Genomic DNA, 26,666 nt, shown 5'->3' on the forward strand with positions numbered 1-26,666 from the left:
GCCCCCGCCCCGGCCCCGCCCGCCCACCGGACTTCCAGGAGCTTCGCATGACCACCGCTTCCACCGGCCCCGCCACCCTGACGGCCACCGACCTCTCGCTGCGCTTCGGCGGTACCCGTGCCCTCGACGGGGTCTCGCTGCGGCTGACTCGCGGGGTCACCGGGCTGCTCGGTCCCAACGGCGCCGGCAAGACCACCCTGTTGCGGGTGCTGGCCACGGCCGTGCCACCCGACGGGGGCGCGTTCACGGCCCTCGGGCACGACCCCGGCACCGCGGCCGGCCGGCTCGCCCTGCGCCGCACGCTCGGCTATCTGCCCCAGACCCCCGGCTTCCACCCGGAGTTCACGGCCTTCGAGTTCGTCGACTACGTGGCCATCCTGAAGGAGCTGACCGACCGCGGCGCCCGGCTGCGCGAGGTACGGCGCGTGCTGGAGGCCGTCGACCTCTCGGAGGTGCGCGGTACGCGCATCAAGCGGCTGTCCGGCGGCATGCGGCAGCGCGTCGCCCTGGCCGCCGCGCTCGTCGGCGAGCCCGGCTTCCTGGTGCTGGACGAGCCGACGGTCGGCCTCGACCCCGAACAGCGCATGCGCTTCCGTGAGTTGATCGCCCAGGCCGGCGAGGGCCGCACCGTACTGCTGTCCACCCACCAGACGGAGGACGTGGCGATGCTCTGCCACCGGGTCGTGGTGCTGGCCCAGGGCCGCGTCCACTTCGAGGGCACCCCGGCCGCCCTGACGGCCCGCGCGGCCGGCCGGGTCTGGAGCAGCACGGAACGCGATCCGAACGCCCTGGCGGGCTGGCGCACCGGCACCGGAAGCTTCCGCAACATCGGCGATCCGCCGACCGGCGCCGAACTCCTCGAACCCACCCTGGAGGACGGCTACCTGCTCACCCTCGACGGCGAGAGCGCGGAGGTGACCGCGTGAGCACCACGACCCCGACGATCACGGAACCCGCCGCCCCGCTCACCGAGCCGCCGCGCGAGGGCCACCGCGCCAAGGCCGTCCTCGCCCTCGCCCGCTTCGAGACCCGCGAACTGCTCCAGCAGATCCCGGTGCTGTTCTTCTTCGCCCTGTACGTCGTCCTCATCGCCCTGCGGCTGATGAGCAAGGACGGCATGGACGACTTCCCCGTCCTCAACACGGTCGACCGCCGCACCCAGGCGACTCCGCTGCTGTTCGCCCTCGCCCTGTTCATCTGCGCCAACGCGGCCGCGCTGCGCTCGCGCAAGCACGGCACGGTGCAGCAGTTCGGGGTTCTGACCATGGAGCCCTGGCGGCGCACCCTCGCCCATGTGCTCTCCGTGATCCCCTACGCGGGGCTCACCGCGCTCGCCGTCGCGGCCGAGTACACCCGGGAGGCGCTCAAGCCCGGCGCGATCGGCCACGGCTCCTTCGGGGAGCTGGCCGTCGGCCCCCTGAGCGTCCTGCTGGCAGGCGTCACGGGCGTGCTGCTGGCCCGTCTGCTGCCCTCCTCCTTCGTGCCCATACTGTTCGTCATCGCCGTGTACGTGCTCGGCGTCCTGGTCTCCGGACTCATCGACGTCCGCCAGGAGTGGGTGGGCTGGCTCGACCCGATCCAGTTCTTCTCGTCCAGCGGCGGCGATCCGGTCCCCTCCGACCTGCTGGGCCGTCCGGCCGGCTGGCACGCCCTGTACGTGACGGGCCTGTGCGCCGTGCTGGCCTGCGTGGCCCTGCTGGTCGCCGGTGGCCGTACCCGGGCCGTCAAGGCGGCGACCGCGCTCGCCCTCGCGGCCACCGCGGCCGGTGTGATCGGCCAGTTCCCGGGGGACACGTCGGCTCTGGACGCGGCGCGCAGGACGGCGTCCGACTCCCCGGCGAAGGTCCAGTCCTGCACGACGCGCGGCGGCTCGGCGTACTGCTCGTTCCCCGAGTGGGCCGGTGTGCGGGACGACTGGGCCGAGGTCGTGGACCGCGTCAGGTCCGGGGCCGGCGGCACGGCGGCGGAGGGCGGGCTGACGGTCCGCCAGCGCATCTACACGGACGGCGGAGTGGAGACGGACGGCGCCCTGGAACCCTCCACCACTCCCGGCGAGGTGACGGTCGGTACCCGCTGGGGCGGCAACCGCGTCCCCGAGTTCGCGGTCGGTGTCGCCACGGTCCTGGTGGGAGGCTCGGAGGACGTGACGACCGAGCCCATGTGCGACGCCCGCGCGGTGACCATCATGTGGCTGGTCCTGGGCCAGGACCCCAACCCGACGGCCACCTTCCGGAACGTGCGGCTGGACGACAGGACCATCGGCTCGGGCGTGGTCCTGGCCCCGACGAACGGGCTGAGCCTGTCGGGCCCGCAGACGACGGTGATCCGGGAACTGCTGGACCGGCCGCGTGCCGAGATGACGGCCCGGGTCAAGGCCCACTGGACGGAACTGACGTCCGCGCGGACGACGACCGCCCAGGCCGCGAAGCTGCTGGGCGTCGAGGTGCCGAAGGAGGCGGACCAGTGCGGGGAGTAGCGCAGACAGCGTCGAGAGGGCTCCCGGCGGACCTGCTGCGGCCCCTGGTGCCGCCGGTGTGGCGCGGCCTTCCCCGGCGGGCGCTGACCACGGCCGGCGGGCTGGGCCTGCTGCTCGCGGGCACCACCCGGCTGCCGGACCACGCTCCGGACGCCGAACTGGGGCGGCTGGTCCTGCGGCTCACCGCCCTCACCGGCGCACTGGGCCTGGCCTTCCTGCTGGACGACCCGGCCCGCAACACCACGGCGACGACACCGGTGGGCCGCCCGCGGCGAACCGTGCTGCGGCTGGCCTTCGTCGCGCCCCTGGCGGCCCTGTGGTGGGCGGCGGTTCTGCTCCTGACCCCGGCCCCGACCCGCCCCGCGCTCGGCCCGGCCACGCTCGAGGCCGCGGGGACGGCCTGTGCCGCCCTCGCCCTCGCGACGATCGCCGTCCGCTTCACCCAGACGGCGGAGGTGGGCAGGAGCACGGCGGTCTGGCTGGGGACGGCGGCCGCGGTGGCGGTACTGGTCCCGAACCGGTGGGGCCTGCTGGGCACGTCCCAGGACCCCTACTGGGCGGCGACGCAGGTGAGATGGGCGGTGGTGCTGGGGGCGACGGTCACGCTGAGCGTGCTGTGGACGCCGGAGCCGCTGCGGGGACGACCCCGCGGACACGGGTCCGGGCGGCTCAGGTCTCCGTCCGGTACATCAGGTCCGTCTCGTGGGTGATGAACCCCAGCCGCTCGTACACCGACACCGCGGCCTTGTTGTCGGCGTCGACGTACAGCATCGCCGTCGGCAGGCCCTGCGCCGCGAGATGCCGCAGGCCGATCGTGGTGAGGGACTTGCCGAGGCCACCGCCCTGCGCGCCGGGGGCGACCCCGAGGACGTACACCTCTCCGAGCTGCTCCTCGGCGTGCACCTTCGTCCAGTGGAAGCCGACCAGCCGCTCGCCGTCGAAGGCGAGGAAGAAGCCGGCGGGGTCGAACCAGGGCTCGGACCTGCGGGCGTCGAGGTCGCGCTGGGTGAGGGAGCCCTGCTCGGGATGGTGGGCGAAGGAGGCGGCGTTGACGGCGAGCCAGGCGGAGTCGTCCTTCCCGGGGACGAAGGCGCGGACGGTCACGCCCTCGGGCAGCACCGGATCGGGCAGCTCGAGGTCGGTCAACGGCCGCCGCATCTGGCGCAGTTCGCGGAACAGGGAGAGGCCGAGGACCTGGGCGAGGTGCCGGGCCGCGGAGTGACCGCCGTGGGCCCACACCCGAAGCCGCTTGCCGGAGGCGGCGAGCAGGGCGGAGCCGAGCGCGCGGCCGTGTCCGTGGCCGCGGTGCGAGGGGTGGACGACCAGTTCGGCGGCGGGTGCCTCGACCGGATCGGTGTCCTCCAGCTGGGCGTAGCCCACGAGTTCGTCGCCGAGGTTGAGGACCAGGTGGGAGACGCCTTCGCGGGCGCCTCCGCGCAGCTGGAGGCGGCCCTGTTCGGACACCGCCTGCTGGCCGTCCGTCCGGGCGGCCTCCGCGAGCAGTTCGAGGACGGCCTCGGTCTGTTCGGGGGAGAGCTCGGAGTGGGTCTCGATGGATCGGGAGCCGGGGATCCGTGCGATGTCGTCGCTGGTCATGCGTACGAGGGTAAGGGGCGGGACGCACAAAGTGGCGGCAAGGGGAGAGGCGGAAGGCTGCGGTCCGGAAAGGCAAAGCAGAGGGTAAGCGCAGGACAAAGGGAAACCAGGATGTAACCAAGAACCCCCTGTCGCGCTACGCGCGTTGACCCTAGGCTGCGCCGGACGGGGCCACTTCCTCATACGTCTCTCAGGGCCGGTCGGGCCCGGGGGACGCAGACACCACAGGCAGACACCTCAGGGGGGCGCATGCCAGCCACTTCCCAGCCGCATCCGAACGGCAGACGTCGTACGTACCGTCTTCTCGCGGCCGCCGCGGGTCTCGCCACCGCCGGTGCCATGGCCGCCGCGCTTCCGGCGGACGCCCATGACACCAAGCACTCCAAGCCGCTGCCGAGCCGCTACCAGGACGTGCAGCTGCTGTCCTTCAACGACCTGCACGGCAACCTCGAGCCCCCGTCCGGCTCCTCCGGCCGGGTCACGGAACTCCAGGCGGACGGCACGACGAAGACGATCGACGCGGGCGGTGTGGAGTACCTCGCCACGCATCTGCGCGAGGCCCGCAAGGGCAACACGTACTCGGTCACCGCGGCCGGCGGCGACATGGTCGGCGCCTCCCCGCTGATCTCGGGTCTGTTCCACGACGAGCCCACCATCGAGGCGCTGAACAAGCTCGACCTGGATGTCACGTCGGTCGGCAACCACGAGTTCGACGAGGGTGCCAAGGAGCTGGCCCGGCTGCAGAACGGCGGCTGCCACCCGACGGCCGGCTGCTACACGGACAAGCGGTTCAAGGGGGCCGACTTCCCGTACCTGGCGGCCAACGTGCTGTCCGAGAAGAGCGGCAAGCCGATCCTCGAGCCGTACTTCGTCTGGAAGAAGAAGGACGTCAAGATCGGCTTCATCGGCGTGACGCTGGAGGACACCCCCGGTGTGGTGTCCGCCGAGGGCGTCAAGGGCCTGAAGTTCAAGGACGAGGTCGAGACGATCAACAAGTACGCCAAGGTGCTGCAGAAGCAGGGCGTGAAGTCGATCGTGGCGCTGATCCACGAGGGCGGGCTGCCGGCCTCGGGCTCCTACAACTACAACTGTGACTCCCCGGGCGCGGGCGCCGGCATCTCCGGCCCGATCGTCGACATCGCGAAGAACATCACGCCGGCGGTGGACGCGCTGGTGACGGGTCACACGCACGCCGCGTACGCGTGCACGATCCCGGACCCGTCGGGCAAGCCGCGCACGGTCACCTCGGCCGCGTCCTTCGGCCGGCTGTACACGGACACCACGCTGACGTACGACCGCTTCACCGGTGACATCGCGCGTACGGCGGTCAAGTCGGCGAACCACGTGGTCACCCGGACCGTCGCCAAGGCGCCCGACATGACCGAGCTGATCACCAAGTGGAACACCCTGGCGGCCCCCGTCGGCAACCGGGCGATCGGCTACATCTCCGCGGACGTCCCCAGCACGGGCACCGAGTCCCCGATGGGCGACCTGATCGCGGACGCCCAGCTCTGGTACGGCAAGGGGCTCGACCCGGAGACGGACCTCGCGCTGATGAACCCGGGCGGTGTCCGGGCGGGCCTCACCTACGCGGCCAAGGGCAGTGAGGGCGACGGCGTGGTGACCTACGCCGAGGGCTTCACCGTCCAGCCGTTCTCCAACACCGTGAACCTCCAGGACTTCACCGGCGCCCAGCTGATCCAGGTCCTCAAGGAGCAGGTGAGCGGGACGAACGCGAGCGCGCCGAAGATCCTTCAGCCGTCCGCCAACCTGACGTACACGCTGGACCTGACGAAGAGCGGCGCCGACCGTGTCGTCACGGACTCCATCAAGCTGAACGGCGCGGCGATCGACCCGGCCGCCACCTACCGCGTCTCCACGAACAGCTTCCTCGCGGGCGGCGGCGACGGCTTCACCACGCTGGGCCAGGGCGCGAACGACCTCGTCGGCGCCGACGACCTGACCGCCCTGGAGCAGTACCTGCTCGCCAACTCCTCGGCCACGGGCCCGATCGCCCCGCCGACGGCGAACCGGATCGCGATCGTGCAGTAACCCACGAGCGACCCGCAAGCACAGCGGTTCACGAGGCGGCCCCGTCACCGACGGGGCCGCCTCTTCGTATTAAAACCTGTGTGAGTTCTCGGTTGGTTCCCGTTGTCGCCTGAAAACTCGTCTCAGCCGCAATTCATCGAGGTCTCAGCGGAATTGGCTTTTTCTTCTTCCGTCGTCCCGTAGTGTTTTCCATGTCGAAAGCGAACGACGCGAAAGCGAAGTAAGCGAACAGAGCGAACGGAGAACGCCATGAGCTTCCACAAGATCACCCCCGTCAAGAAGGCCCGCAAGACCGCTGCCGCCCCGGCCCCGAAGCCCGTCGCCAAGAAGAAGGCCGCGAAGAAGGTCGCCCCGAAGCGCCGCCCGGTCTCCCATAAGGGCTGATGTCGCAGTCACCTCGGTCGACACTGTTGCAAATCCGCGACAAATAAGCCACGCATAAAACCAGCATATTCAGCACCTGATAAATGGAGAGGTAATTCCCATGAGCTTCCACAAGATCACCCCCGTCAAGAAGGCCCGCAAGACCGCTGCCGCCCCGGCCCCGAAGCCCGTCGCCAAGAAGAAGGCCGCGAAGAAGGTCACGCCGAAGCGCCGCCCGGTCGCGCACAAGGGCTGACGGCACGCCACGAGGCGGGGTCACCGGTGCGAGCCGGTGACCCCGCCTCGGCCGTGCCTGCCGTACACGTAGTCGAGGGAGTTGCTGACATGAGGGAAGCCCGTGAGGCCTTCCGCCGCTTCTGGCCGCTGACCCGCGGTGACCGCAGATGGATGCTGGTGATCGTGGGGTGCGTGGTGGTGTCCGCGCTCGCCGAGACGGCCTCCATCCTGCTGTTCGCCGAACTCACCGACAACGCCCTCGAGGCCGGCTCGCTCTCCGCCTTCTGGGGGCCGGCCGGAGCCTGGCTGGGCGTCGCCGCGGTGGGCGCACTCGTCGGCTACCTGGGCAACTCGCTCGCGACCTGGACGGCGGAACGGTTCGTCCTCCGGCTGCGCGCGAACGTCTTCGGGCATGTCCAGGACCTCCCGCCCCACTTCTTCCAGCGACACCGCCGCGGTGACCTGGTGGAACGCCTGACGGGAGACGTGGAGGCCATCGAACAACTGGTCGTGTCGGGCGTGGTCGGCACGATCTCCGCGGCCTTCTCCGCGGTCTTCTACGCGGCGGCGGCCCTGTGGCTGCGCTGGGACCTGGCCCTCGCCACCTTCGTCCTCGCCCCGCTCTTCCTGCTCGCCGCCCGCCGCTTCTCCGGCCGGATCAAGCAGGCCTCACAGGACGAACGCGTCGCCGACGGCGCGATCACCTCGGTGGTGGAGGAGTCGCTGGGCAACATCGTGCTGACCCAGGCGTACAACCGCCGCCGCGACGAGGAGCGGCGCCTCGACAAGGAGGCCCGCGCATGGATGCGGGCCAGTGTGCGCGGGGCGCGGCTGAGCGAGATGTACGAGCAGTTCGTCGAGGTGGTCGAGACCCTCTGCGTCCTGTCGGTGATCGGCCTGGGCGTCTGGGAGATCTCGGCCGGCCGGATGACCCTCGGCGCCCTGCTCGCCTTCGCCGCGTTCATCGGCTACCTCTATCCGCCGGTCCGCAACCTCGGCCAGCTCGGCCTGACGGTCACCGCGGCCACGGCGGGCGCGGAACGCATCGCGGAACTCCTGGACGCACAGCCGTCGGTGAAGGACCCGGACGTCCCCGTCCCCGCCTGGCCGGTCCAGGGCCGGGTCAGCCTGCACGGCGTCTCGTTCCGCTACCCCGACGCGGCCCGCGCGTCACTGCGGGACGTGACCTTCACCGTGAGCCCCGGCGAACTCGTCCTGGTCACGGGCGCGAGCGGGGCCGGCAAGTCCACCCTCTCCAAACTCCTCACCCGCTTCTACGATCCCGACGAGGGCGTCGTCCGCCTGGACGGGGTCCCGCTCACGGACGTCCCGCTGGAGTTCGTCCGCGAGAACACGGCGCTGCTTCCCCAGCAGACCCTCGTCCTCAACGGCACGATCCGGGAGAACATCGCGTGCGGCCGTCCGGGCGCCACGGACCCGGAGATCGAGCGAGCGGCCAGGTCGGCCGCCGCCCACGAGTTCATCGCCGCCCTCCCCGACGGCTACGACACCCACATCGCCCCCGGCACCGCGGCCCTCTCCGGCGGCCAGCTCCAGCGCGTCGCCATCGCCCGCGCGATGCTCCGCGCGGCCCCGGTCCTCGTCCTCGACGAACCCACCGCCGGCCTCGACTCGGTGGCCGCCCGGCAGATCGTCCAGCCGCTGCGCCGCCTCATGTCGGGCCGCACCACGATCATGATCACTCACGATCTGAGCCTCGCCCGCGACGCCGACCGCATCCTGGTCGTGGACGAGGGGCGGCTGCTGGACGCGGGCACGCACGACGAGCTGATGACCCGCTGCGCGGCCTACACCAGGCTGGTCGAACCCTGGTCGGAGCCGGCCGGGGAGAGCACGGCACGCAAGCGGCTCACCGACGACACGCTGGTGCTGCGCCTCTGAAGCAGCGCCGGGTGTCCGAGTCACCCCACCCGCAGTCACCCCACCCGCAGCATGTACCCCAGCCCCCGTGCCGTCTGGATCAGCCGGGGTTCGCCGTACTGCTCCAGCTTGCGCCGCAGGTACATGACGTACACGTCGAGCGTGTTGGACGTCGGCTCGAAGTCGAAGCCCCAGACGTCCTTGTGGATCCGGGCGCGGCTGAGGACCTTCGTCGGATGGCGGAGGAAGTACTCCAGGAGGGAGTACTCGGTGGGGGTGAGGTCGAGCGGACGGGCGGCGCGGGTGACCGTGTGGGAGGACAGGTCCATGACGATGTCGTGGAAGGTCAGCCGGGTGGAGGCGGCTCCGGCGGGCGCGGGCGGGGAGGCCCGTCGGGTGCCCCGGCGCAGCAGGGCGCGTACCCGGGCCAGCAACTCCTCCGCGGCGAACGGCTTCATCAGATAGTCGTCCGCGCCGTTGTCGAGGGCGACGATACGGTCGCCCACCGCGTCCCGGCCGGTGATCATCAGGATCGGGACGGTGGAGCCGGAGGCCCGGATCCGCCGGGTCGCGGCCAGACCGTCCAGGCCGGGCATGGTGACGTCCATCAGGACCAGGTCGGGGGCGTTGCCGGGTGCTCCGACGAGGTCGAGGGCGAGATCGAGGGCGAGCCGTCCGTCTCCGGCGAGGACGGTCTCGTAGCCCTCGAAGCGGAGCAGCCGGCCGAGTCCCTCGCGGATGTCCGCGTCGTCGTCGGCCAGCAGTATCCTCCCCGCCGTACCCGCTCGCCCTGCCGTTCCCCCGCCCGCCGCCGCCCCCGCCGTCCCCTTCACCGTTCGTATCACCATTCCCTCACGGTGGAGCGAGGGGCTGTGGTGGAGCTGGCAGAGGGATGTCAGGAGGCCGTGGGGGTCCAGTCGCCCAGCCAGTCCGCGACCTCCTGGGCGGCGGCCTGGGCGTCGGTCAGCAGGGGACGGTCGGAACTCGCTGCGCCCGAGCCCGCGCCGGTGTTCTTGTACTCCGCGAACCGGTCGTCCTTCCAGGAGAAGCCGCTCATGTCGGTCCACGGCGTGGTCCTGATGGCGGCGCTCAGGGCGGTGTTGCGGACGGTGGTCTGCGGGTCCAGGGTCGCGTCCCCGCCCGCGTGCCAGGGGCGGCCGAGGTAGAAACTGCGGTCGGCGACGTCACCGTTGACCGTGGAGTTGGCGATCAGGATGCCCTTGCGGCCGGCGGCCGTGCTGGGGGCCGTGACATAGCCGGCCGAGGTGCCGTTCCAGCGCTTCTTCAGGGTGATGACGGACTTGTCGATCACCGCGGTGGCTCGGCCGAAGATGAAGTCGGTGTTGCCGATGACGTAGGAGTTGGTGAGGTAGACGCGGCCCAGCTTCTCCTTGGCCGCGGTGTCCACCAGCAGGGTGTCCTGGTCGCCGCTGACGATGACGCTGTCGAGGAACACCTTGTCGGCGGAGGTGCGCAGAGCGACCGCCTGGTTGGCGATGTCCTGGTGGGCGGCCTCGTCGAAGTCGTTGGAGATGGTCAGGTTACGGGCCTGGAAGTCGTCGCCGTCGACGGCGACGGTCGCGCTGCCGCCGGTGCCGTACGTGCCGGAACCGTCGGGCTTCGGCGTACCGGACGCGTTGTCGTAGACGATCGTGGTGTCCTTGCGGCTGCCGCCGGTGCCCTGGATGGTGACGTGCGGCTTGTTGGACGGGACCTTGACCAGCTCGCGGTACGTGCCCGGCTTGACGGCGATCACGACCCGCGCGGGGTTGTTCGCCGGCACGGCGTTCACGGCGGCCTGCACGGTCGTGTACTGCCCGCTGCCGTCCTTGGCGACGGTGAGCGTGGTGGCGGCCGCCGCCTTCGTGGTGGCCGTCGTCGTCGTACTCGCGGAGGTGCCGATGGAACTGCGCGGGCCCGCGCCCGACTTGAGCAGCGCCGGCACGTCGGCCGCCTTGTCGAGGGTGTACGCGTAGTACGTCTTCGGGTCCCAGGCCGCGCCCGTGCCGCCGCTCTCGTTCTTGCCGGTCGTGCCGGAGAAGACGTTGCCGCGCTGGACGAGGGTGGCGCCGGCGTCCCGGACGACGGGGTTGGTCAGGCCCTGGAAGTAGGAGTTCTCCAGGACCATGTTCGTCCCGCCGCGCGAGTAGTTGCCGTACGAGGACTTGATGTCCGTCCCCGCCACGTCCTCCAGGAAGTTGTTGTACAGGTGCGCGTGGGCGACGTTGTCCGTGGACGGGTTGCGCTGCTCGGTCTCGCGGATCCAGTTGTGGTGGATCGTGATGTCGGCGGTGACGTTGTCGGTCCAGCCGATGCCGAACGCCTTGTTCTCCTGGCTCAGCTTGTTCCAGGACACCGTCAGGTAGGTCGTGTCCTTGCGGCTGTCGATGAGCCCGTCGGCCATGTGCCGGATGTCGTTGTGGTCGATCCAGACGTGATGCGCGCCGTCCATCTGGATGCCGTCGTAGTCGTGCTCCTTGTCGTTCCAGACGCCCTGGTAGGCGTCCCGGATCGTCAGGTTACGGATGATCACGTTGTGGACGCCCTGGCCGAGGAAGAAGCCGCCGCCGACGATGTGCCCGGCGGTCCCGGACCCCACGATCGTCTTGTCCGACTGGACCTTGATCTCTTTCCCGACCGGGTCCATGGTGATCGTCGCGGCGACGACGATGACGTACGGCTCGGCGGCGGTCGCGTACTTCTCGAGGTCGGCGAGCGTCTTCACGGTGACGGTCCTGCCGTCCCGGCCGCCGTACGTACCGTTCTGGCCCAGGGCGTCGACGGAGGCGAAGCCGTCGGCGGTGGCGGTCGCCCAGGCGGGCGTGGCGGCGGTCGCCGCAGCGGCCTTCGCCTGCGCGTCCGCGCCGAGGAGCCCGAGGTCGGCGCCGTAGGCCAGGGTGCCGGCGGCGGTGAGGACGAGGGGGATGCCGAACGCGAGGGCGGTGCTGCGCCTGCGGTGTCGGGGCCTGCTGGTGCCGCTGCTTCGGTGCGCGCTCATGCGACCATCCGTTCCGTGCGGGGCGGGGGGAGTTGATGCGCTGCTGGGTCGCCGCCCGGATCGGAAAGGTTGCCGAACTCACGGAAATTCGTGGGAGAGAGAGCCGTCCGCCCGCTACGAGGTGACGGCGGGATCCTCCGGCGGAGGCGTCGGCGCCCCCGGCAGCCGGACCGTCGCCACCGTGCCGCCGCCGTCCGCGCGGGCCAGGGAGACCTGGCCGCCGGCCTGTTCCACGGTGCGGGCGACGATCGACAGACCGAGGCCCGAGCCCGGGAGGGCCCGCGCGCTGGGGGAGCGCCAGAAGCGGTCGAAGACGTGCGGGAGTTCCTCGCTGGGGATACCGGGGCCGTGGTCGCGGACCGTCAGCGTCCCGTGGCTCAGCCGGACGTCGATCGTGCCGCCCTCGGGGCTGAACTTCACCGCGTTGTCCAGGATGTTGACCACCGCACGCTCCAGCGCGGCCGGCTCCGCCCGGGTGTACCAGGGCTCCAGCGAGGCCGTGATGGTCAGTTCCGGGCCGCGCAGCCGGGCCCGGCGCAGCGCCGACTCCACCGCGTCCTCCAGCGAGACCACCTGCACGCGTTCGCCGCGCTGGCCCTCGGAACGGGACAGTTCCTGGAGGTCGCCGATGAGCGACGCCAGCTCGGTCATCTGCGCCGTCACGGAGGTGAGGAGTGCCTTGCGGTCCGCCGGGGGGATCGGGCGGCCCGTCTCCTCGCTGCGGGAGAGGAGCTCGATGTTGGTGCGCAGGGAGGTGAGGGGGGTGCGCAGCTCGTGACCGGCGTCCGCGATCAGCTGCTGCTGGAGCTCACGGGAGTTGGCGAGGGACGCGGTCATCGAGTTGAAGGAACGGGAGAGGCGGGCGACCTCGTCGTCGCTGTCGTCCTCGACGGGGATCCGGATGCTCAGGTCCTCCGTCCGGGCCACGTGCTCGACGGCCTCGGTGAGCTTGTCGACCGGCCGCAGCCCCGCACGGGCGACCGCGAGGCCGGCGGCGCCGGCACCGACGACTCCGATACCGGAGACGAGGAGGAGGATGAGGGCGAGTTCGTTGAGGGTGGACTGGGTGCCCTTGAGGGAGACCGCGAGTTGCAGGGCAACCCCCTGCGAGTCGTTCTGGTCAGCGCCCAGATACATGGTCAGCACGCGCACGGCGTTGCCGTCGTCGTCGGTGCCGTTACGGAAGAGGGCCCGTCCGCTCTTCGCGTCCTTGATCACATCCTTGTCGGAGCTGGTGACCTTGACCTTGCCCGGGGAGGTCGGGTCGACACAGGGAGCGCCCTGCTCCTTGATCGCCTGCACGTAGTTGTTCCGGCCGGGGAAGAGCTGGGTGTTCTCCTCAGGGTTCTGCGTGCACCTCTGCAGGAGCGCGTTGACCGTGCCGGGCCTCCGTGCCATCTCCTCTAGGTCATCGTTGACCTGCGCGTACAGCTTCCCCTGCACGAGGAACCAACAGGTGACCGAGACCGCCGCCACCGCGAACGCCACCGCCGCCGCGACCAGCATGGCCAGCCGTGACCGGATCGGCAGCGAGCGGAACCGCCGTACGAGCTTGTTCACTCCGCCCCGCCCTGTCGCAGCACGTACCCGACGCCCCGCACGGTGTGCACGAGGCGCGGCTCCCCGCCCGCTTCCGTCTTGCGGCGCAGGTACATCACGTACACGTCCAGCGAGTTGGACGACGGCTCGAAGTCGAAGCCCCAGACCGCCTTCAGGATCTGCTCACGGGTGAGGACCTGGCGCGGGTGTGCCATGAACATCTCCAGGAGGGTGAACTCCGTGCGGGTCAGTTCCACGGGGCGTCCGCCGCGGGTGACCTCGCGGGTCGCGAGGTCCATGCGCAGGTCGGCGAAGGTGAGGGCCTCGTCCTCCTCGACGGCGCCCGCTCCGGCCGCCGCCGCGTAGGAGCTGCGCCGCAGCAGGGCCCGTACGCGGGCGAACAGTTCGTCCAGTTCGAAGGGCTTGACCAGGTAGTCGTCCGCCCCGGCGTCCAGTCCCGTGACCCGGTCGCCGACCGTGTCGCGGGCCGTCAGCATCAGGATGGGCGTGGTGTCGCCGGCCCCGCGGATGCGGCGCGCGGCGGTGAGGCCGTCCATGCGCGGCATCTGGATGTCCAGCACCACCAGGTCGGGCTGGTAGGCCGTGGCCTTCTCCAGCGCGTCCGCGCCGTCCACGGCGACCTGCGTGTCGTAGCCCTCGAAGGCGAGGCTGCGCTGGAGTGCTTCACGCACCGCCGGCTCGTCGTCGACGATCAGGATGCGCTGGGTGTCACGGTCGCCTTCGGCGGGGCTCATGGGCGTGGTTTCCTCGGGTGCGGTGGGACGACGGGAGAGGCCGGACCTGCTGAATGTGCTGAGTGTCCTCAGCCTCGCACGGTTCCCGGTGTGCGCGTAAAGAGCGGGTTGCGGTGAGATCAGCCGCGCATCGCCGCGAGCCGGTTCAGCGGCACCTTGCGCTGGTGCGGGCGGGCGGCGGTGGTGCGCAGACCCATCAGCTGCGGGGCCGCCACCTCCGGCGCGCGGGTGGGCGCGACCGGCGGGTGCAGCTCGTACGCCACGTCGAGGGCCAGGCCGAGGTCGGCCGCACCGAAACCGGTCACCGTGTGCGAAACCTGCTTGATCATGACGTACTCCCTGACTCGGTGGTGGGTTGTCAGCTGTCGGAGCCGCCGGCCCGCAGCGTGGCGAGGTCGGCCTTGACGGTGTTGATCGGGATGGCGAAGCCGAGGCCGACGCTGCCGGCGTCGGCGGAGGAGGACGAGTCCGTCGCGGCGGAGTACATCGCGGAGTTGATGCCGATGATGTTGCCGCTGGCGTCGATGAGCGCGCCGCCGGAGTTGCCGGGGTTCAGGGAGGCGTCCGTCTGGAGCGCCTTGTACGTCGTCGTGGACGTACCCGTGTCGCCGTTGAACTGCTGGCCGCCGAACTGGAAGGGCCAGCTGCCGTCGCCGCCCTGACTTCCCTGGCCCTGGCTCTGACTCTGGCTCTCGTCGGTCGAGACGGTCACGTCCCGGCTCAGCGCGGAGACGATGCCGCTGGTGACGGTGCCGGTCAGGCCCTCGGGGGAGCCGATCGCCACGACCGTGTCGCCGACCTTGACGCCGTCGGAGTTGCCGAGGGTCGCCGCCTTCAGGCCGGACGCGTTCTCCAGCTTGATGAGCGCGAGGTCCTTCTTGCTGTCCGTGCCGACGACCTTGGCGGTGTACGACTTCCCGTCGCTCGTCGACACCTTGATCGAGGTGGCGCCGGAGATGACGTGGTTGTTCGTGACGATCTCGCCGCCGCTGGTGATGATCACACCGGAGCCGGTGGACGTCCCGTTGCTGAGCGTGGCGCTGACCTCGACGACGCTCGGGCTGACCGCCGCCGCGATGGTGGCCACGTCCCCCGTCTTGCTGGAGGGCACCACGCTGGTGGTGGTGGACGAGGAGACCACCTCGTCCTTGCCGGTCAGCTCCTGGATGCCGTAGGCCGTGCCGCCGCCTATGGCAGCCGCGACGATCGCCACGGCGGCGAGCAGCGCGAACGGGCCGCGGGCGCGCTTCTTCCTGCCGGGCGCGGGCTCGGAGGCCACGGGGGTGAGGAGAGCGGTTCCGCCGCCGTTGCCGCCGTAGCCGCCGTTGTCGGCGCCGCCGGCCGCTGCCTGGGTCTGCCACACCGCGGTGGGCTCGACGGCCGGCTGCGGCTGGTGCGCGGACTGCTGCACCGGCTGAACGGGCTGCTGCTGCACCGACTGCTGCTGCACGGGCTGCGCGACCGGCTCGTAGGCCGGCGGGGGCGGCCACTCCGGGTTCACCGGGGAGGAGCCCATGGGGGCGGAGGCGTGCTGCTGGGCGCCCTCGTACGGGGCCTGGTACGGGTTCTCGAAGTTCTCGTACTCGCCGCTGCGGCGGATGCTCTCGGTCATGGAAAGTAGCTTCCCGCCCGACCATGAGAGCTCCCTGAGTGCTCCCTGAGAAGCCCGCCAGAACCTCGTATGCCCGATATAAAGAGCGATCCCGAAGTAGGGCGGAGCCTCTCAGATACGTCTCATGGACGGCTCATGCGGGCCCGTGAACGGTTCACGCACAGGCCCGTGGACGGCTACTCGCAGCCGCAGGACCGGCGCACCACCAGCTGCGACGGGAACACCTTCAGCCGCTCGCGCCGCGAGCCCGCGACCCGCAGGCCGTCGTCCAGGACGAGGTCGACCGCCGCCCGGGCCATCGCCGAGCGGTCCGATGCGATCGTTGTCATGGGCGGGTCGGCGAGGGCCGCTTCCTTGATGTCGTCGAAGCCGATGACCGCCAGCTCGCCGGGCACGTCGATGCGCAGCTCGCGCGCCGCGCGCAGCAGACCGATCGCCTGGTCGTCGGTGGAGCAGAACACGGCCGGCGGCCGGTCCGGGCCCGCCAGCAGTTCCAGGGAGACGCGGTAGGCGTCGTAGCGGTTGTACGGCGCCTCGAAGAGCCGGCCCTCGGTGCTGACACCGGCCTCGTCCATCGCGCGCCGCCAGCCCTCGACGTGGTCGGAGACCGGGTCACCGACGGAGGGGGTCTCCGCGGTGCCGCCGACACAGGCCACGTACTCGTAGCCGTGCTCCAGGAGGTGGGTCACGGCGAGCTGGGCGCCGCCCAGGTCGTCGGTGACGACGGCGACGTCGTCGATGGCCTCGGGGCGTTCGTGCAGCAGCACCACCCGGGCGTCCCAGGCGTCGATCTCCGCGGCCGCCAGGTCGTTCAGCGCGTGGCTGACGAGGATGAGGCCCGAGACGCGCATCCCGAGGAACGCCCGCAGATAGTGGACCTCGCGCTCGGCGACGTAGTCGGTGTTGCCGACCAGCACCATCTTTCCGCGTTCGGAGGCGGCCTGCTCGACCGCGTGCGCCATCTCGCCGAAGAAGGGCTGACGGGCGTCCGGGATGATCAGGCCTATGAGGTCGGTGCGCCGTGACGCCATGGCCTGGGCGACCCGGTCGGGCCGGTACCCCAGCTCCTTGATGGCGGCGAGGACACGCTCGCGCGTGGCCGGGGCGACCGGCCGGGGTCCGTTGTTGATGACATAGCTGACGACAGCGGTCGAAGTACCCGCCAGTCGCGCCACATCATCCCGAGTCACCTTGGCCACCCGCGGAGTCTACGCGGATGGACCCGCTCTGGGCAGGGCGTACAGGAGCTTCCCTGTGCGCGGGCGACGCCCTGCCCGAGCGGGTTCCGGGCTTACCGGCGGGTACTACGCCTCCGCCGTGACCTCTGAGGCGTCCAGGGCGGCCACGTTGTCCGTATCGTCCGCGTTTGACTGCTCCGACCGGTCCGTCTTGGCCTTGGCGTCGTCACTCGCGCGCTCCCCCTTCTCAGGGGTAACGAATCGATAACCGACGTTCCGGACGGTTCCGATCAGCGACTCGTGCTCGGGGCCGAGCTTGGCGCGCAGACGTCGTACGTGGACGTCGACGGTACGGGTGCCGCCGAAGTAGTCGTAGCCCCAGACCTCCTGGAGCAGCTGTGCGCGGGTGAACACCCGGCCCGGGTGCTGGGCCAGGTACTTCAGGAGCTCGAACTCCTTGAAGGTGAGGTCCAGGACCCGCCCCTTCAGCTTCGCGCTGTAGGTCGCCTCGTCGACCGACAGGTCGCCGTTGCGGATCTCCATCGGGGAGTCGTCGTTGACGATCTGCTGGCGGCCCATGGCCAGCCGCAGCCGGGCCTCGACCTCGGCCGGTCCGGCGGTGTCCAGCAGTACGTCGTCGATGCCCCAGTCGGCGGTGACGGCGGCGAGGCCGCCCTCGGTCACGACCAGGATGAGCGGACAGCCGGGTCCGGTGGAGCGCAGCAGCTGGCAGAGGCTGCGGACCTGGGGCAGGTCGCGGCGCCCGTCGATCAGGATGACGTCGGCACCGGGGGTGTCGACGAGGGCGGGGCCTTCGGCCGGGGCCACCCGCACGTTGTGCAGCAGCAGTCCGAGAGCCGGAAGCACCTCCGTCGACGGCTGGAGAGCGTTGGTCAGGAGCAGCAGAGAACTCATATGTCTGGTTCCTCCTCGGTCCCTGCGAGGACATTGCGGCACTGCGGCTTTTGCGGCACTGCTCTGCGATCCCGGGGGGCCGTACACCCGCGGTCACCTGGCGTTTCCCGCCCGGTTCCCATTTCGTATACAACGCTTCCGAAAGCACAAAAGGACCCGGGGGCTACGCTGCCCGAGTCCTCTGTCCAGCAGAATAGCCCACATGAGCAGCGGTCCGGCAGGTCATGTGGCACGTTCCACCGTTCGTCCGTATTCCGAGACGGGCACGCCCGCACCATTGCGGACGTTTCTGCCCACCGCCGACGGGATTGCCGTCGATTCCGTATACGAACCGGGTGCGGCCGTATACGACGCCTCCGCGCCATCCACCCGTCACCCGGTGTTCGTCGTCGCCCACGGGTTCACCGGGGACGTGGACCGCCCGCACGTGCGGCGCGTGGCGTCCGCCCTCGCCGAACACGGCGCCGTCGTCACCTTCTCCTTCCGGGGCCACGGCCGCTCCGGCGGACACTCGACGGTCGGCGACCGCGAGGTCCTCGACCTGGCCGCCGTCGTGGAGTGGGCCCGCTCGCTCGGGCACGCGCGCGTGGTGACCGTCGGCTTCTCGATGGGCGGCTCGGTGGTGCTGCGGCACGCGGCGCTGTACGAGGGGACGGTGGACGCCGTCGTCTCGGTGAGCGCCCCCGCCCGCTGGTACTACCGCGGCACGGCCCCGATGCGCCGGCTGCACTGGATGGTCACCCGCCCCGAGGGCCGCCTGGTCGGCCGCTACGGCTTCCGCACCCGTATCCACCGCCGGGACTGGGACCCCGTCCCGCTGTCCCCGGTCGAGGCGGTCCCGAAGATCGCGCCGACCCCCTTGCTGATCGTGCACGGCGACCAGGACGGCTACTTCCCCCTCGACCACCCCCGGATGCTGGCCGAGGCCGCCGCCGGCCACGGCGAACTCTGGGTGGAGCACGGCATGGGCCACGCCGAGCACGCGGCCGACGACGGCCTGCTGGCCCGTATCGGGGACTGGGCGGTCGCGCGGGCGGGCTAGCCTGACCGTGTACACAGCCGATTGATTGAGGAACCTGATGCCCAAGGTCACGGTGCGCTACTGGGCGGCGGCCAAGGCCGCGGCCGGGGTCGCCGAGGAGCCGCACGACGCGGCCACGCTCGCCGAGGCACTCGACGCCGCACGTGCGCGACACCCCGGTGAACTCGTGCGTGTCCTGCAGCGATGCTCGTTCCTCGTCGACGGTGACCCCGTGGGCACCCGCGAACATGAGACGGTACGGCTGGCCGACGGCGGCACGGTCGAGGTGCTCCCGCCGTTCGCAGGAGGGTGAGATGACCGACCAGCCGTACGACCAGCAGGGCTATGAGGGGTACGAGGGCTACGAGGGTTACGACCCGTACGCCCAGCAACAACCCCAGCAGGCTCATCAGCCCCAGCACGCTCAGCAGCAGGCTTGGCCGGGGCAGCAGCAGGGGTACGAGGACCCGCAGGCCCACCTCCAGCACACGCAGCAGTGGCAGGGCCAGACCTGGGAGACGAGTGTCCAGGCGCCGGTCACCCCGGCCGACCCGGCCCCGACCGCCTATCTGCCCCCGCAGACCGGCGAGGCGCCCGTCTACGGCAGCCCGCAGCCCGCGTACGGCAACGCTCCCGCGTACGACGAGGCCTCCGGGTACGGAAACGCCCCCGGGTACGCGGACACCTCCGCGTACGGCAACGGCCCGGCGTACGGCGGCGGCCCGGCGGCGGGCGCGCCCCTGCCGCCGGAGAACCACGCCCAGCCGCAGAACCATGCCCAGGCACAGAATCAGGCACAGAGCCACGCCCAGGCACGGAACCAGGCGCAGCCGCAGAGCCACGCCCAGCCGCACAGTCACTCCCAGGTGCACGACCACGCCCGGGCGGGAAGCTGGCAGACCGCGGCACCGCAGCAGGCGTCCCCTCTCCCTTCGGCGCCCGCCGCCGCCCCCCTTGCTTCCGCCCCCGTGCCGGAGCCCGCGACCGGAGACACCGGCATGACCTACGGCCCTGCCACCCTGGCCGGCAACGCCCGTGTCACCGATGCCCAGCGGGCCCGCCTGGAGGGACGTTCGCCGATCATCGAGCCGGGGATGCAGCCCGCCGCGCTCACCGCGGTCCTCGGTCTGCTCCTCTCCGGTGCGGCGGCCATCGGCTCCTACGCCCTCCTCGTCCCGCTCGTCGCGCTCCAGGCCGTCACCGCGGCGGGCTGGTTCCGGCTGAACGGAATGTGGCCGGCCCGCCAGGGCATCGCGCTCGCCTTCCTGGGCGCGCTGGTGTCGGACGCGGCACTTCTCGCGGCGGGCCGGGAGAACGCGCCCGCCGCGATCTTCGGCACCCTCGGCGTCTGGGTCCTGCTCTGTCTGGTGCTCCAGCTGCGCTCGCACGCCGACCCCGACGAACGTATGTACGGACTGATGGCGACCGTCGCCTCCTCCGCGCTGGCCGTCCTCGCCACCGGGCATCTCGGCGCCGAGCCGGACGCGGTGACGGTCGGCACGGCCGCGGTGGCGGTGGCCGTCCTGGCCCGGGCGCTGCCGCTGCCCACCCCGGCCTCCGTCGTGGTGGCCCTGCTCGCCGCTGCGGGCGCGGGCATCGCGGTCGGCGGGATGACCGGCCTCGGCGCCAAGGGCGCGCTGCTCGGCGCGGGCGCGGCGGTCTGCGCGCTCATCGGCCACCGGGTCGCGAGCTACGACTACCCCTCCCGCTTCGTCCACTTCACGGCGGGTGTGGCCCTGCCGCTGGCAGCGGCCGCGCCCGCGGTCTACGTGCTCGGGCGGGCGCTGGCCTAGGAGTAAGGGGCAAAGAGCGGAGCAAGGGGTAAAGAGCGGTGATGGTCTGTCACAGGTGATCGACAAATCGTCGGTGCCCCTTCCTCGCGGGGTTACCTTGAACCGTTGTCAATGAACCGTTCAGGCCATCCGGGTGGGGGAACTACCGCATGCGTGCGCTTCGAATACTGCTGGTCGTCGTCGTGGTCCTGGGCGGCCTGTTCGTGCTCGCGGACCGCCTCGCCGTGAACTTCGCGGAGGGTGAGGTGGCCGACAAGCTGAAGGCCAACGAGGGCCTCGCCACCACCCCGGACGTGTCCATCAAGGGCTTCCCGTTCCTCACCCAGGTCGTCGGCGGCTCGCTGGACGACGTCGAGGTCGGCATGAAGGACTACGAGGCGGCCACCGGCACGAGCGGTCAGTCGATCCGTATCGACGACCTCCAGGCGGACATGAAGGGCGTCGAGTTCTCCGGCGACTACAGCTCCGCCACCGCCTCCAGCGCCACCGGCACCGCGTCCATCACCTACGCCGAGCTGCTGAAGACCGCGAAGTCCGAGCCGACGCAGGTGATGCAGGGCGTCACCGCGAACGTGGTCGGCCTCTCCGACGGCGGCAACGGCAAGATCAAGGTCGCCGTCGAGGCCACCGTGCTCGGCACCAAGCTGCCGCAGCCCGTGTACGTCCTCAGCACGGTCACCGTCGAGGGCGACACCGTCCGCGTGCACGCCGACTCGCTGCCCAGCTTCGGCGGGGTCCAGGCCGCCGAGAGCGAGGTGCGCTCGATCACCGACTTCCAGCAGAAGATCGACGACCTGCCCGGCGGGATCCAGCTCGACAAGGTCCAGGCGGGGACGAACGGTGTGGACATCTCGGTGAAGGGTTCGAACGTCAGGCTGGCCGGGTAGGGCTGACCCCCGGGCTGACCCCCGGACCGGCCATGGACGACGAACCATGGACCGACCCTTGATGGACGGCGAGTGTCCGACAGGCGAGACGCCGCCGTCCGTACCGCAGGGGTGACGACGGACACAAGCGCCCGGAAGCCGTGTCGCAACGGCCCGGGCGCTTTTTCTGTCCCACTATCCGGACGATCGCATCTCACCATTCGGCATGCTGGTGACATGCCCACCTGTCCGTCCCTACGATCGTCGACATGATGCAGCGACAGGCGGATCTCACGAAGCGGCGGGCAGTAGACCTGTGCCGCGTCGCCGCCATGCTCTGTCGCACTTTCTGAGCGGAAGCGCCGCCGGCCTTCCGCGCCTCCCGGCGCCCTCACTCGAGGGCATCCGTGCGCCGGCCGCCGGCGAGACCCGGCCGCGCACCCCTCTTTCTTGCACACCCCCGCCGCAACTGCCCCGGAGGAGAACGAGCATGAGCCGCAGTGACGTCCTGGTCGACGCCGACTGGGTCGAGGCCAACCTCGACAACGCCGACATCGCCATCGTCGAGGTCGACGAGGACACGTCCGCGTACGAGAAGAACCACATCCGGAACGCCATCCGGATCGACTGGACCAAGGACCTCCAGGACCCGGTCCGCCGTGACTTCGTCGACCAGGAGGGCTTCGAGAAGCTCCTGTCGGCCAAGGGCATCGCCAACGACACGCTGGTGATCCTCTACGGCGGCAACAACAACTGGTTCGCGTCCTACGCCTACTGGTACTTCAAGCTCTACGGCCACGACAACGTCAAGCTTCTCGACGGTGGCCGCAAGAAGTGGGAGCTGGACGCCCGCGAGCTGGTCGAAGAGGTGCCCGAGCGCCCCGAGACCTCCTACCAGGCCAAGCCGCAGAACAAGTCCATCCGCGCCTTCCGCGACGACGTCGTGGCGGCCATCGGCTCGCAGAACCTGGTCGACGTCCGGTCGCCCGACGAGTTCAGCGGCAAGCTGCTCGCTCCCGCGCACCTGCCGCAGGAGCAGTCGCAGCGCCCGGGCCACGTCCCGTCCGCCCGCAACATCCCGTGGTCGAAGAACGCCAACGACGACGGCACCTTCAAGTCGGACGACGAGCTCAAGGAGCTCTACGCCGACGAGCAGGTCGACCTGGCCAAGGACACCATCGCGTACTGCCGCATCGGCGAGCGCTCGGCCCTGACCTGGTTCGTGCTGCACGAGCTGCTGGGCGTGGAGAACGTCAAGAACTACGACGGCTCCTGGACCGAGTACGGCTCCCTCGTCGGCGTCCCGATCGAGCTCGGCGCCAACAAGTAATCATCCGAAGACCGACCTGAACGACCTCAGGAGAAGCACATGTGTGGAGCGAAGGCCGGCGGCCCGGACGCCTCGACGATCAAGCCCGGTGAGACCACGATCCAGGGTCAGGTGACCAGGGACGGCGAGCCGGTGACGGGCTACGTCCGTCTGCTGGACTCGACCGGCGAGTTCACCGCGGAGGTCCCGACCTCCGCCACCGGACAGTTCCGCTTCTACGCGGCCGAGGGCACCTGGACCGTTCGCGCCCTCGTTCCCGGCGCCACCGCCGACCGCACGGTCGTCGCCCAGCAGGGCGGCCTCGCGGAGGTCGCGATCGCGGTCTGAACGACACCGTGAACCACTGAAGGGCCGCACCCCGGGTCGAACACCGCGGGTGCGGCCCTTCGGCGTGCGCGGACCTACGCTGGAGGTATGTACGCACGGCGACGGCACGTCTACTTCGCCATGATGGGGACCTGCATCGGTCTCTTCGTCCTGGCGTGGGCGGTCGTGCGCCTCTGGTCGATCCCGGTGGCCGTGGGCATGTGCGTGGTGGCCATGCTCATCCCGCCGCTCGCCGCGATGGTCGCCAACCGGCGCGGCCCCGAGGACCGCTGGTGGGACGACCCCTCCGGTGACCCGAAGTCCGACGAGTGGTGGGACGAGCTGGACGGCAAGAAACGCCGCCCGTAGCCGCCCGTTCCGCCTTTTCTAGTAGACGAGCGCCTGGACGCCGTCGGTCAGCGCCTCCTGCACGAACACCTGCGCTCCCGCGATCCGCACGCCCTCGATGACGTCCTTCTCCGTGATGTCCCGGCGGGCCGCGCACTGGGTGCACAGGGTGAGGCGGCCGCCGGCCAGGATCGAGTCGAGCAGGCCGGGCAGCGGGGCCGCGTGCGGCAGCTCGAACTCGGCGGCCCGGCCCGGCAGCGCGAACCAGGCGGACTCCCCGGTCAGCCACAGCGAGACCTCGACCCCACTGGCCACGGCGACGGCCGCGACCGTGAACGCCTGGGAGCACCGCTCGGGCGCGTCCGCGCCCGCCGTCACCTTGATCACGAGCTTCTTCGCCATGCCTGAATCGTAATCAACTCAACTACAACTGCTTGTGTTGACCATGGGTCTCCTGTGCAGCGCGAGACGGAATACGCGCTTCACGCTTCTGAGGGGGATGTTGTGGAAGGTCCAGAAAGGGCCGAAGAGGTAGTAGGTGCGGGTGGGCCTGTCGAGGCAGACGGAGCCGCTCAGGCAGCGGCACAGCCAGAGGCAGACGTACAGGCAGAGGCCGACGCCAAGGCAGCGGCAGAAGGTGCGCCGGAGGCGGAGGCGGACCGAGACGCAGAGGTGCACGAAGACGCAGAGGCGCACGAAGACGCGGACGCATCCGTTGCGGCCGAGGCGCCCCTGCCGCGCCTTCGCCGTCGCCGCGGCCGTACGACCCTGATGATCGCCGGAGCCGCCGTGCTCGGTGTCGTCGCCGGCGCCTGCGCCGGTTTCCTCGTCCAGGCCGACCGCGAGCCGACCGCGCTGCCGCCGCTCTCGCAGCCCGTGCTCGCGCAGGGCAAGGGCGAGGTCGAGCCGCTGTCGGCGGCGCAGGACCGGCGGGTCAAGACGGACGGCGATCTGCGCAAGCTGCTGATCACCCGTCCCAAGGGAGCCAAGGACGCCGACTTCGCGGTGGACAGCGACGGCTGGGCGGATCTGCCCACGTACGCGCAGGAGTACACGCGACCGGGCGCCACGTTCAACAACCTCGTCGACGACGAGTTCCGCCGCGCGGCCATGGTCTCGTGGCGCGTGGGCGAGTCGTACAACGTCGAGATCGCACTCGTCCAGTTCCACCAGGAGAGCAAGGCCGCCGCGTCCGAGTGGGCCGAGAGCGGCGGCTACTGGGCCGAGGACGAGGACGACACGCGCAGTTGGCCCATCCCCGGCACGGGGGACGGCAACGGGACGGCGTACGTGCACGACACACCCGAAGAGGAGCCCGGCTACCTCCCGATGTACACGGCCGAGGCCTACGCCTGGCGCGGTGACATCTGCGTGGAGATCCAGGTCTACGACAGCAAGCCGATCTCCAAGGCGAAGATCATGGACCTGGCCCAGCGGCAGGTGGGAAAGCTGTGAGCGAGAACCCCGAGATCAACCCCGTGAACCCCGAGACCAACCCCGCGAGCCCCGTGCACCCCGAGGTCATCGAGGGCGGTGGCGCAGAGCCCGTCACCGCCGTGAAGCCCGCGCGCAGGGTCCTGCGCCCCGGCCGTATCGCCACCGTGGCGGGATCCGCGCTGCTGGCGTGCGCGCTCGTCGGGGGTGTCGGCTACACCGCCGTGACCGTCCAGGACGCCGACCGCGCCCCCGGCAAGCCGACGTGGAAGTTCCCGCCGCCGGCCCAGGGCGAGGAGAAGACCGAGCAGGACGGCGCGGACGGTGCGGGCAAGGGACTGAGCGCCCTGCTCGTGCCCTACGGCACCGACGGTTTCGAGCGCGGCCCCGACCTCGGTGAGTTCGGCGCGGACGCCGAGTTCAGCGGAGCGCAGGCCACCGCCATGCGCAAGGAGTCCATCAAGGACCTGCCCAGCAAGTCACGCCGGCAGCTGGAGAAGCTGATCGACAAGGAGCGCATCAAGGGCGTGGCGATGCGCAGCTACGTCGTCGGTCGGTCGGACTACAACACCACGGACGCGATCACGTTCGACGTCAACCTGTCGCGGATGGAGAACCGCACCGCCGTGCGGGAGGCGGCGACGTCCGTCAACGGCTTCCTCGCCGCCACGGACGTCTTCCGCAAGGGCCCGAAGATCGCGGGCAACAAGGACGCCCAGTGCTTCCTGACGCCCAAGGACAAGGACGAGGAGCTGGGCTTCGCGCTCTGCACCGCCTACGTGGGAGACGTGCTGGTCAGCGTCACCGCGAACGCCCCCGGTGTGCTCGACGCGAAGTTCGTCGCCAAGTTCTTCACCGCACAACTCGACCGCATCGACGACCCGGGACAGGCCGTATGACCGAGCAACAGCAGACGCCGGCCACCGCCGCACCGACCGACGGGACGGCCGCTGAACCCTCCGCCGGGACGCAGGTCACCGAGCAGATCGCCGTCGAGCCGGACACCGCGCCCGTGGAAGGACTCCCGGCCACGGAGACACCCACCACCCCGCAGGGCGGCCCGGTCGCTCCGAAGGACCGGCGAGTCCTGCGGGCCGTGCTGCGCTGGACCGCCGTCGTCACCGTGTTCGCCGCGCTCGGGGCCGGGACGGCGTACGGGATCACGGGCATGGAGCGCACGGACGTACCCGGTCTCGCCACCGAGTCGGACGGCCGCTGGGCGTACCCGGAGATCACCAGGCCGCCGCTGCCCTCGGGCAGCCCCAGCCCGTTCGACACCAAGAACTGGGCGCAGGCCCACTACGCGGACCTGCGCGCGCTGCTGCTGCCCGCTCCCGAGGGGGCGACGGACGACAAGACGCTGCGCGGCGCCGACGGCTGGCTGCCGACGAAGGACTTCCTGAACGTGTTCGAGTCGAAGGAGGACCGGGACGACGTCGGCCAGTTGCTCACCGACCACGGACTGCGGCACATCGCGGCCCGTGGCTGGACCACCCCGGACGGCACCGGCACCCGCGTCTACCTGCTCCAGTTCGACACCGGGACGGTGGCCGACGACATCTACGGCGAGCTCACCACCTACGGCGCTCCCCTGCACGCCGTGCGCGGCGCCGCCGAGGCGGAGTTCGACGACAAGTACCCCACCGCCGCCGACTTCGACAGCATGAGCGTCATGCGGTACTCCTACGACGAGGTGAAGCCGTACGGGGCGGAGCAGCTGCGGCAGGCCTACCTCCGCGCGGGTGACGTCGTCGCCGTGGTCCTCCAGTCCCGCAAGGGCACCGCCGCGGCCGTCCCCTTCCAGCAGACCGTCACCCTGCAGAGTCAGCTGCTGGGCTGACCCCCGTGAGGGAGTACCTCACACGGAGGGCCGGTCCCCGGCCGCGTAAGCTGGGGGCCGGCCCTGTAGTACGTACCCTGAAGCACGCTCATCCGAGGAGCACCCCGTGGAGATCTTCTTCGAAGC

Annotated in this window: 28 protein-coding genes; 18 read left to right on the forward strand and 10 right to left on the reverse strand. The window is 70.7% G+C overall.

Annotated elements, in window-relative coordinates:
- Positions 1–47: 47 nt before the first annotated feature.
- From OG933_RS23705 to OG933_RS23715, 3 genes are read left to right on the forward strand one after another with little or no spacing between them, the layout of a single operon-like run.
- Entirely contained in the window at positions 48–926 is an 879-nt protein-coding gene (locus OG933_RS23705) for an ABC transporter ATP-binding protein (protein ID WP_362528691.1), read from the forward strand.
- Complete coding sequence (locus tag OG933_RS23710) at positions 923–2,476, forward strand: ABC transporter permease (RefSeq protein ID WP_405628828.1); 1,554 nt, start codon at positions 923–925, stop codon at positions 2,474–2,476. The genes OG933_RS23705 and OG933_RS23710 overlap by 4 nt, the downstream gene beginning before the upstream one ends.
- Positions 2,464–3,186: an ABC transporter gene (locus OG933_RS23715; protein ID WP_362528685.1), complete on the forward strand. Its 723-nt coding sequence runs from the start codon at positions 2,464–2,466 to the stop codon at positions 3,184–3,186. Before OG933_RS23710 ends, OG933_RS23715 begins: the two co-directional genes overlap by 13 nt.
- On the opposite strand, the gene mshD is transcribed toward OG933_RS23715, so the two are convergent.
- Positions 3,146–4,072 carry a mycothiol synthase gene (gene mshD / locus OG933_RS23720; RefSeq protein ID WP_142264981.1) on the reverse strand — a complete coding sequence of 309 codons (927 nt, stop codon included), beginning with the start codon at positions 4,070–4,072 and terminating at the stop codon, positions 3,146–3,148. The genes OG933_RS23715 and mshD overlap by 41 nt on opposite strands.
- A gap of 249 nt (positions 4,073–4,321) precedes the next feature.
- Between mshD and OG933_RS23725 the strand changes: the two genes are divergently transcribed.
- The 4 genes from OG933_RS23725 to OG933_RS23740 all read left to right on the forward strand — a co-directional run bounded on the left by OG933_RS23725 (position 4,322) and on the right by OG933_RS23740 (position 8,626).
- Positions 4,322–6,124 carry a bifunctional metallophosphatase/5'-nucleotidase gene (locus tag OG933_RS23725; RefSeq protein ID WP_362528679.1) on the forward strand — a complete coding sequence of 601 codons (1,803 nt, stop codon included), beginning with the start codon at positions 4,322–4,324 and terminating at the stop codon, positions 6,122–6,124.
- A 249-nt stretch (positions 6,125–6,373) separates the two neighbouring features.
- On the forward strand, positions 6,374–6,508 hold the full coding sequence (locus OG933_RS23730; RefSeq protein ID WP_362265987.1) for a hypothetical protein: 135 nt from the start codon (positions 6,374–6,376) through the stop codon (positions 6,506–6,508).
- A 100-nt stretch (positions 6,509–6,608) separates the two neighbouring features.
- A complete protein-coding gene (locus tag OG933_RS23735) occupies positions 6,609–6,743 on the forward strand; it encodes a hypothetical protein (RefSeq protein WP_199920330.1) in 135 nt (44 codons plus the stop codon).
- A gap of 89 nt (positions 6,744–6,832) precedes the next feature.
- Positions 6,833–8,626, forward strand: coding sequence for an ABC transporter ATP-binding protein (locus OG933_RS23740; RefSeq protein ID WP_362528675.1), 1,794 nt, complete (start codon positions 6,833–6,835; stop codon positions 8,624–8,626).
- Positions 8,627–8,661: 35 nt separating this feature from the next.
- On the opposite strand, the gene OG933_RS23745 is transcribed toward OG933_RS23740, so the two are convergent.
- The 8 genes from OG933_RS23745 to OG933_RS23780 all read right to left on the reverse strand — a co-directional run bounded on the left by OG933_RS23745 (position 8,662) and on the right by OG933_RS23780 (position 17,602).
- Positions 8,662–9,453, reverse strand: coding sequence for a response regulator transcription factor (locus OG933_RS23745; RefSeq protein ID WP_405628830.1), 792 nt, complete (start codon positions 9,451–9,453; stop codon positions 8,662–8,664).
- A 47-nt stretch (positions 9,454–9,500) separates the two neighbouring features.
- Entirely contained in the window at positions 9,501–11,603 is a 2,103-nt protein-coding gene (locus OG933_RS23750; RefSeq protein ID WP_362528669.1) for a pectinesterase family protein, read from the reverse strand.
- Positions 11,604–11,717: 114 nt separating this feature from the next.
- The gene (locus OG933_RS23755; RefSeq protein WP_405628831.1) at positions 11,718–13,163 is read right to left on the reverse strand and encodes an ATP-binding protein; all 1,446 of its coding nucleotides are present in this window, start codon (positions 13,161–13,163) and stop codon (positions 11,718–11,720) included.
- Positions 13,160–13,897, reverse strand: coding sequence for a response regulator transcription factor (locus tag OG933_RS23760; protein ID WP_054243830.1), 738 nt, complete (start codon positions 13,895–13,897; stop codon positions 13,160–13,162). Before OG933_RS23760 ends, OG933_RS23755 begins: the two co-directional genes overlap by 4 nt.
- Before the next feature lie 119 nt (positions 13,898–14,016).
- A complete protein-coding gene (locus tag OG933_RS23765) occupies positions 14,017–14,226 on the reverse strand; it encodes a hypothetical protein (RefSeq protein ID WP_054243831.1) in 210 nt (69 codons plus the stop codon).
- 29 nt (positions 14,227–14,255) lie between these two features.
- On the reverse strand, positions 14,256–15,509 hold the full coding sequence (locus OG933_RS23770; RefSeq protein ID WP_362528663.1) for a trypsin-like peptidase domain-containing protein: 1,254 nt from the start codon (positions 15,507–15,509) through the stop codon (positions 14,256–14,258).
- 176 nt (positions 15,510–15,685) lie between these two features.
- Positions 15,686–16,708: a LacI family DNA-binding transcriptional regulator gene (locus tag OG933_RS23775; RefSeq protein WP_362265970.1), complete on the reverse strand. Its 1,023-nt coding sequence runs from the start codon at positions 16,706–16,708 to the stop codon at positions 15,686–15,688.
- Between the two features lie 105 nt (positions 16,709–16,813).
- Positions 16,814–17,602 (reverse strand): response regulator transcription factor, encoded by a 789-nt coding sequence (locus OG933_RS23780; RefSeq protein WP_362528660.1) that lies wholly within the window; start codon positions 17,600–17,602, stop codon positions 16,814–16,816.
- 202 nt (positions 17,603–17,804) lie between these two features.
- Here OG933_RS23780 and OG933_RS23785 point away from each other — a divergent pair, with 202 nt between their 5' ends.
- The 8 genes from OG933_RS23785 to OG933_RS23820 all read left to right on the forward strand — a co-directional run bounded on the left by OG933_RS23785 (position 17,805) and on the right by OG933_RS23820 (position 23,287).
- Positions 17,805–18,644 (forward strand): alpha/beta fold hydrolase, encoded by an 840-nt coding sequence (locus OG933_RS23785; RefSeq protein ID WP_362528657.1) that lies wholly within the window; start codon positions 17,805–17,807, stop codon positions 18,642–18,644.
- 37 nt (positions 18,645–18,681) lie between these two features.
- A complete protein-coding gene (locus tag OG933_RS23790) occupies positions 18,682–18,936 on the forward strand; it encodes a MoaD/ThiS family protein (protein WP_020130366.1) in 255 nt (84 codons plus the stop codon).
- 1 nt (position 18,937) lies between these two features.
- Positions 18,938–20,416 (forward strand): hypothetical protein, encoded by a 1,479-nt coding sequence (locus OG933_RS23795; RefSeq protein WP_405628835.1) that lies wholly within the window; start codon positions 18,938–18,940, stop codon positions 20,414–20,416.
- A 149-nt stretch (positions 20,417–20,565) separates the two neighbouring features.
- Positions 20,566–21,303, forward strand: coding sequence for a DUF2993 domain-containing protein (locus OG933_RS23800; protein ID WP_054243837.1), 738 nt, complete (start codon positions 20,566–20,568; stop codon positions 21,301–21,303).
- Between the two features lie 251 nt (positions 21,304–21,554).
- Complete coding sequence (locus OG933_RS23805) at positions 21,555–21,635, forward strand: putative leader peptide (RefSeq protein ID WP_351007875.1); 81 nt, start codon at positions 21,555–21,557, stop codon at positions 21,633–21,635.
- Positions 21,636–21,772: 137 nt separating this feature from the next.
- The gene (locus tag OG933_RS23810) at positions 21,773–22,612 is read left to right on the forward strand and encodes a sulfurtransferase (protein WP_020130363.1); all 840 of its coding nucleotides are present in this window, start codon (positions 21,773–21,775) and stop codon (positions 22,610–22,612) included.
- Between the two features lie 39 nt (positions 22,613–22,651).
- The gene (locus tag OG933_RS23815) at positions 22,652–22,939 is read left to right on the forward strand and encodes a DUF1416 domain-containing protein (protein WP_010351646.1); all 288 of its coding nucleotides are present in this window, start codon (positions 22,652–22,654) and stop codon (positions 22,937–22,939) included.
- A gap of 87 nt (positions 22,940–23,026) precedes the next feature.
- Positions 23,027–23,287 (forward strand): DUF3099 domain-containing protein, encoded by a 261-nt coding sequence (locus OG933_RS23820; protein WP_054243839.1) that lies wholly within the window; start codon positions 23,027–23,029, stop codon positions 23,285–23,287.
- A gap of 18 nt (positions 23,288–23,305) precedes the next feature.
- Here the strand turns inward: OG933_RS23820 and OG933_RS23825 are convergent, their stop codons facing one another.
- Entirely contained in the window at positions 23,306–23,668 is a 363-nt protein-coding gene (locus OG933_RS23825; RefSeq protein WP_020130361.1) for a DsrE family protein, read from the reverse strand.
- Between the two features lie 270 nt (positions 23,669–23,938).
- Between OG933_RS23825 and OG933_RS23830 the strand changes: the two genes are divergently transcribed.
- From OG933_RS23830 to OG933_RS23840, 3 genes are read left to right on the forward strand one after another with little or no spacing between them, the layout of a single operon-like run.
- Positions 23,939–24,721 (forward strand): hypothetical protein, encoded by a 783-nt coding sequence (locus OG933_RS23830; RefSeq protein WP_405628837.1) that lies wholly within the window; start codon positions 23,939–23,941, stop codon positions 24,719–24,721.
- A complete protein-coding gene (locus OG933_RS23835; RefSeq protein ID WP_405628838.1) occupies positions 24,718–25,599 on the forward strand; it encodes a hypothetical protein in 882 nt (293 codons plus the stop codon). Before OG933_RS23830 ends, OG933_RS23835 begins: the two co-directional genes overlap by 4 nt.
- Positions 25,596–26,540, forward strand: coding sequence for a hypothetical protein (locus OG933_RS23840; RefSeq protein ID WP_362528643.1), 945 nt, complete (start codon positions 25,596–25,598; stop codon positions 26,538–26,540). Before OG933_RS23835 ends, OG933_RS23840 begins: the two co-directional genes overlap by 4 nt.
- Positions 26,541–26,666 lie beyond the last annotated feature (126 nt).

The sequence above is a fragment of the Streptomyces sp. NBC_00016 genome (assembly GCF_045040885.1).
GTDB lineage: Bacteria > Actinomycetota > Actinomycetes > Streptomycetales > Streptomycetaceae > Streptomyces > Streptomyces coriariae.

Excerpts from the sequence above, each read along its gene's own strand:
- OG933_RS23840 (WP_362528643.1), top strand. The coding sequence starts at position 25,596 with ATGACCGAGCAACAGCAGACGCCGGCCACCGCCGCACCGACCGACGGG.
- OG933_RS23790 (WP_020130366.1), top strand. The coding sequence starts at position 18,682 with ATGCCCAAGGTCACGGTGCGCTACTGGGCGGCGGCCAAGGCCGCGGCC.
- OG933_RS23760 (WP_054243830.1), bottom strand. The coding sequence starts at position 13,897 with ATGAGCCCCGCCGAAGGCGACCGTGACACCCAGCGCATCCTGATCGTC.
- OG933_RS23740 (WP_362528675.1), top strand. The coding sequence starts at position 6,833 with ATGAGGGAAGCCCGTGAGGCCTTCCGCCGCTTCTGGCCGCTGACCCGC.
- mshD (WP_142264981.1), bottom strand. The coding sequence starts at position 4,072 with ATGACCAGCGACGACATCGCACGGATCCCCGGCTCCCGATCCATCGAG.
- OG933_RS23810 (WP_020130363.1), top strand. The coding sequence starts at position 21,773 with ATGAGCCGCAGTGACGTCCTGGTCGACGCCGACTGGGTCGAGGCCAAC.
- OG933_RS23800 (WP_054243837.1), top strand. The coding sequence starts at position 20,566 with ATGCGTGCGCTTCGAATACTGCTGGTCGTCGTCGTGGTCCTGGGCGGC.
- OG933_RS23745 (WP_405628830.1), bottom strand. The coding sequence starts at position 9,453 with ATGGTGATACGAACGGTGAAGGGGACGGCGGGGGCGGCGGCGGGCGGG.
- OG933_RS23825 (WP_020130361.1), bottom strand. The coding sequence starts at position 23,668 with ATGGCGAAGAAGCTCGTGATCAAGGTGACGGCGGGCGCGGACGCGCCC.
- OG933_RS23730 (WP_362265987.1), top strand. The coding sequence starts at position 6,374 with ATGAGCTTCCACAAGATCACCCCCGTCAAGAAGGCCCGCAAGACCGCT.
- OG933_RS23805 (WP_351007875.1), top strand. The coding sequence starts at position 21,555 with ATGCAGCGACAGGCGGATCTCACGAAGCGGCGGGCAGTAGACCTGTGC.
- OG933_RS23705 (WP_362528691.1), top strand. The coding sequence starts at position 48 with ATGACCACCGCTTCCACCGGCCCCGCCACCCTGACGGCCACCGACCTC.
- OG933_RS23795 (WP_405628835.1), top strand. The coding sequence starts at position 18,938 with ATGACCGACCAGCCGTACGACCAGCAGGGCTATGAGGGGTACGAGGGC.
- OG933_RS23765 (WP_054243831.1), bottom strand. The coding sequence starts at position 14,226 with ATGATCAAGCAGGTTTCGCACACGGTGACCGGTTTCGGTGCGGCCGAC.
- OG933_RS23815 (WP_010351646.1), top strand. The coding sequence starts at position 22,652 with ATGTGTGGAGCGAAGGCCGGCGGCCCGGACGCCTCGACGATCAAGCCC.
- OG933_RS23820 (WP_054243839.1), top strand. The coding sequence starts at position 23,027 with ATGTACGCACGGCGACGGCACGTCTACTTCGCCATGATGGGGACCTGC.
- OG933_RS23785 (WP_362528657.1), top strand. The coding sequence starts at position 17,805 with ATGAGCAGCGGTCCGGCAGGTCATGTGGCACGTTCCACCGTTCGTCCG.
- OG933_RS23780 (WP_362528660.1), bottom strand. The coding sequence starts at position 17,602 with ATGAGTTCTCTGCTGCTCCTGACCAACGCTCTCCAGCCGTCGACGGAG.
- OG933_RS23770 (WP_362528663.1), bottom strand. The coding sequence starts at position 15,509 with ATGACCGAGAGCATCCGCCGCAGCGGCGAGTACGAGAACTTCGAGAAC.
- OG933_RS23735 (WP_199920330.1), top strand. The coding sequence starts at position 6,609 with ATGAGCTTCCACAAGATCACCCCCGTCAAGAAGGCCCGCAAGACCGCT.
- OG933_RS23725 (WP_362528679.1), top strand. The coding sequence starts at position 4,322 with ATGCCAGCCACTTCCCAGCCGCATCCGAACGGCAGACGTCGTACGTAC.
- OG933_RS23750 (WP_362528669.1), bottom strand. The coding sequence starts at position 11,603 with ATGAGCGCGCACCGAAGCAGCGGCACCAGCAGGCCCCGACACCGCAGG.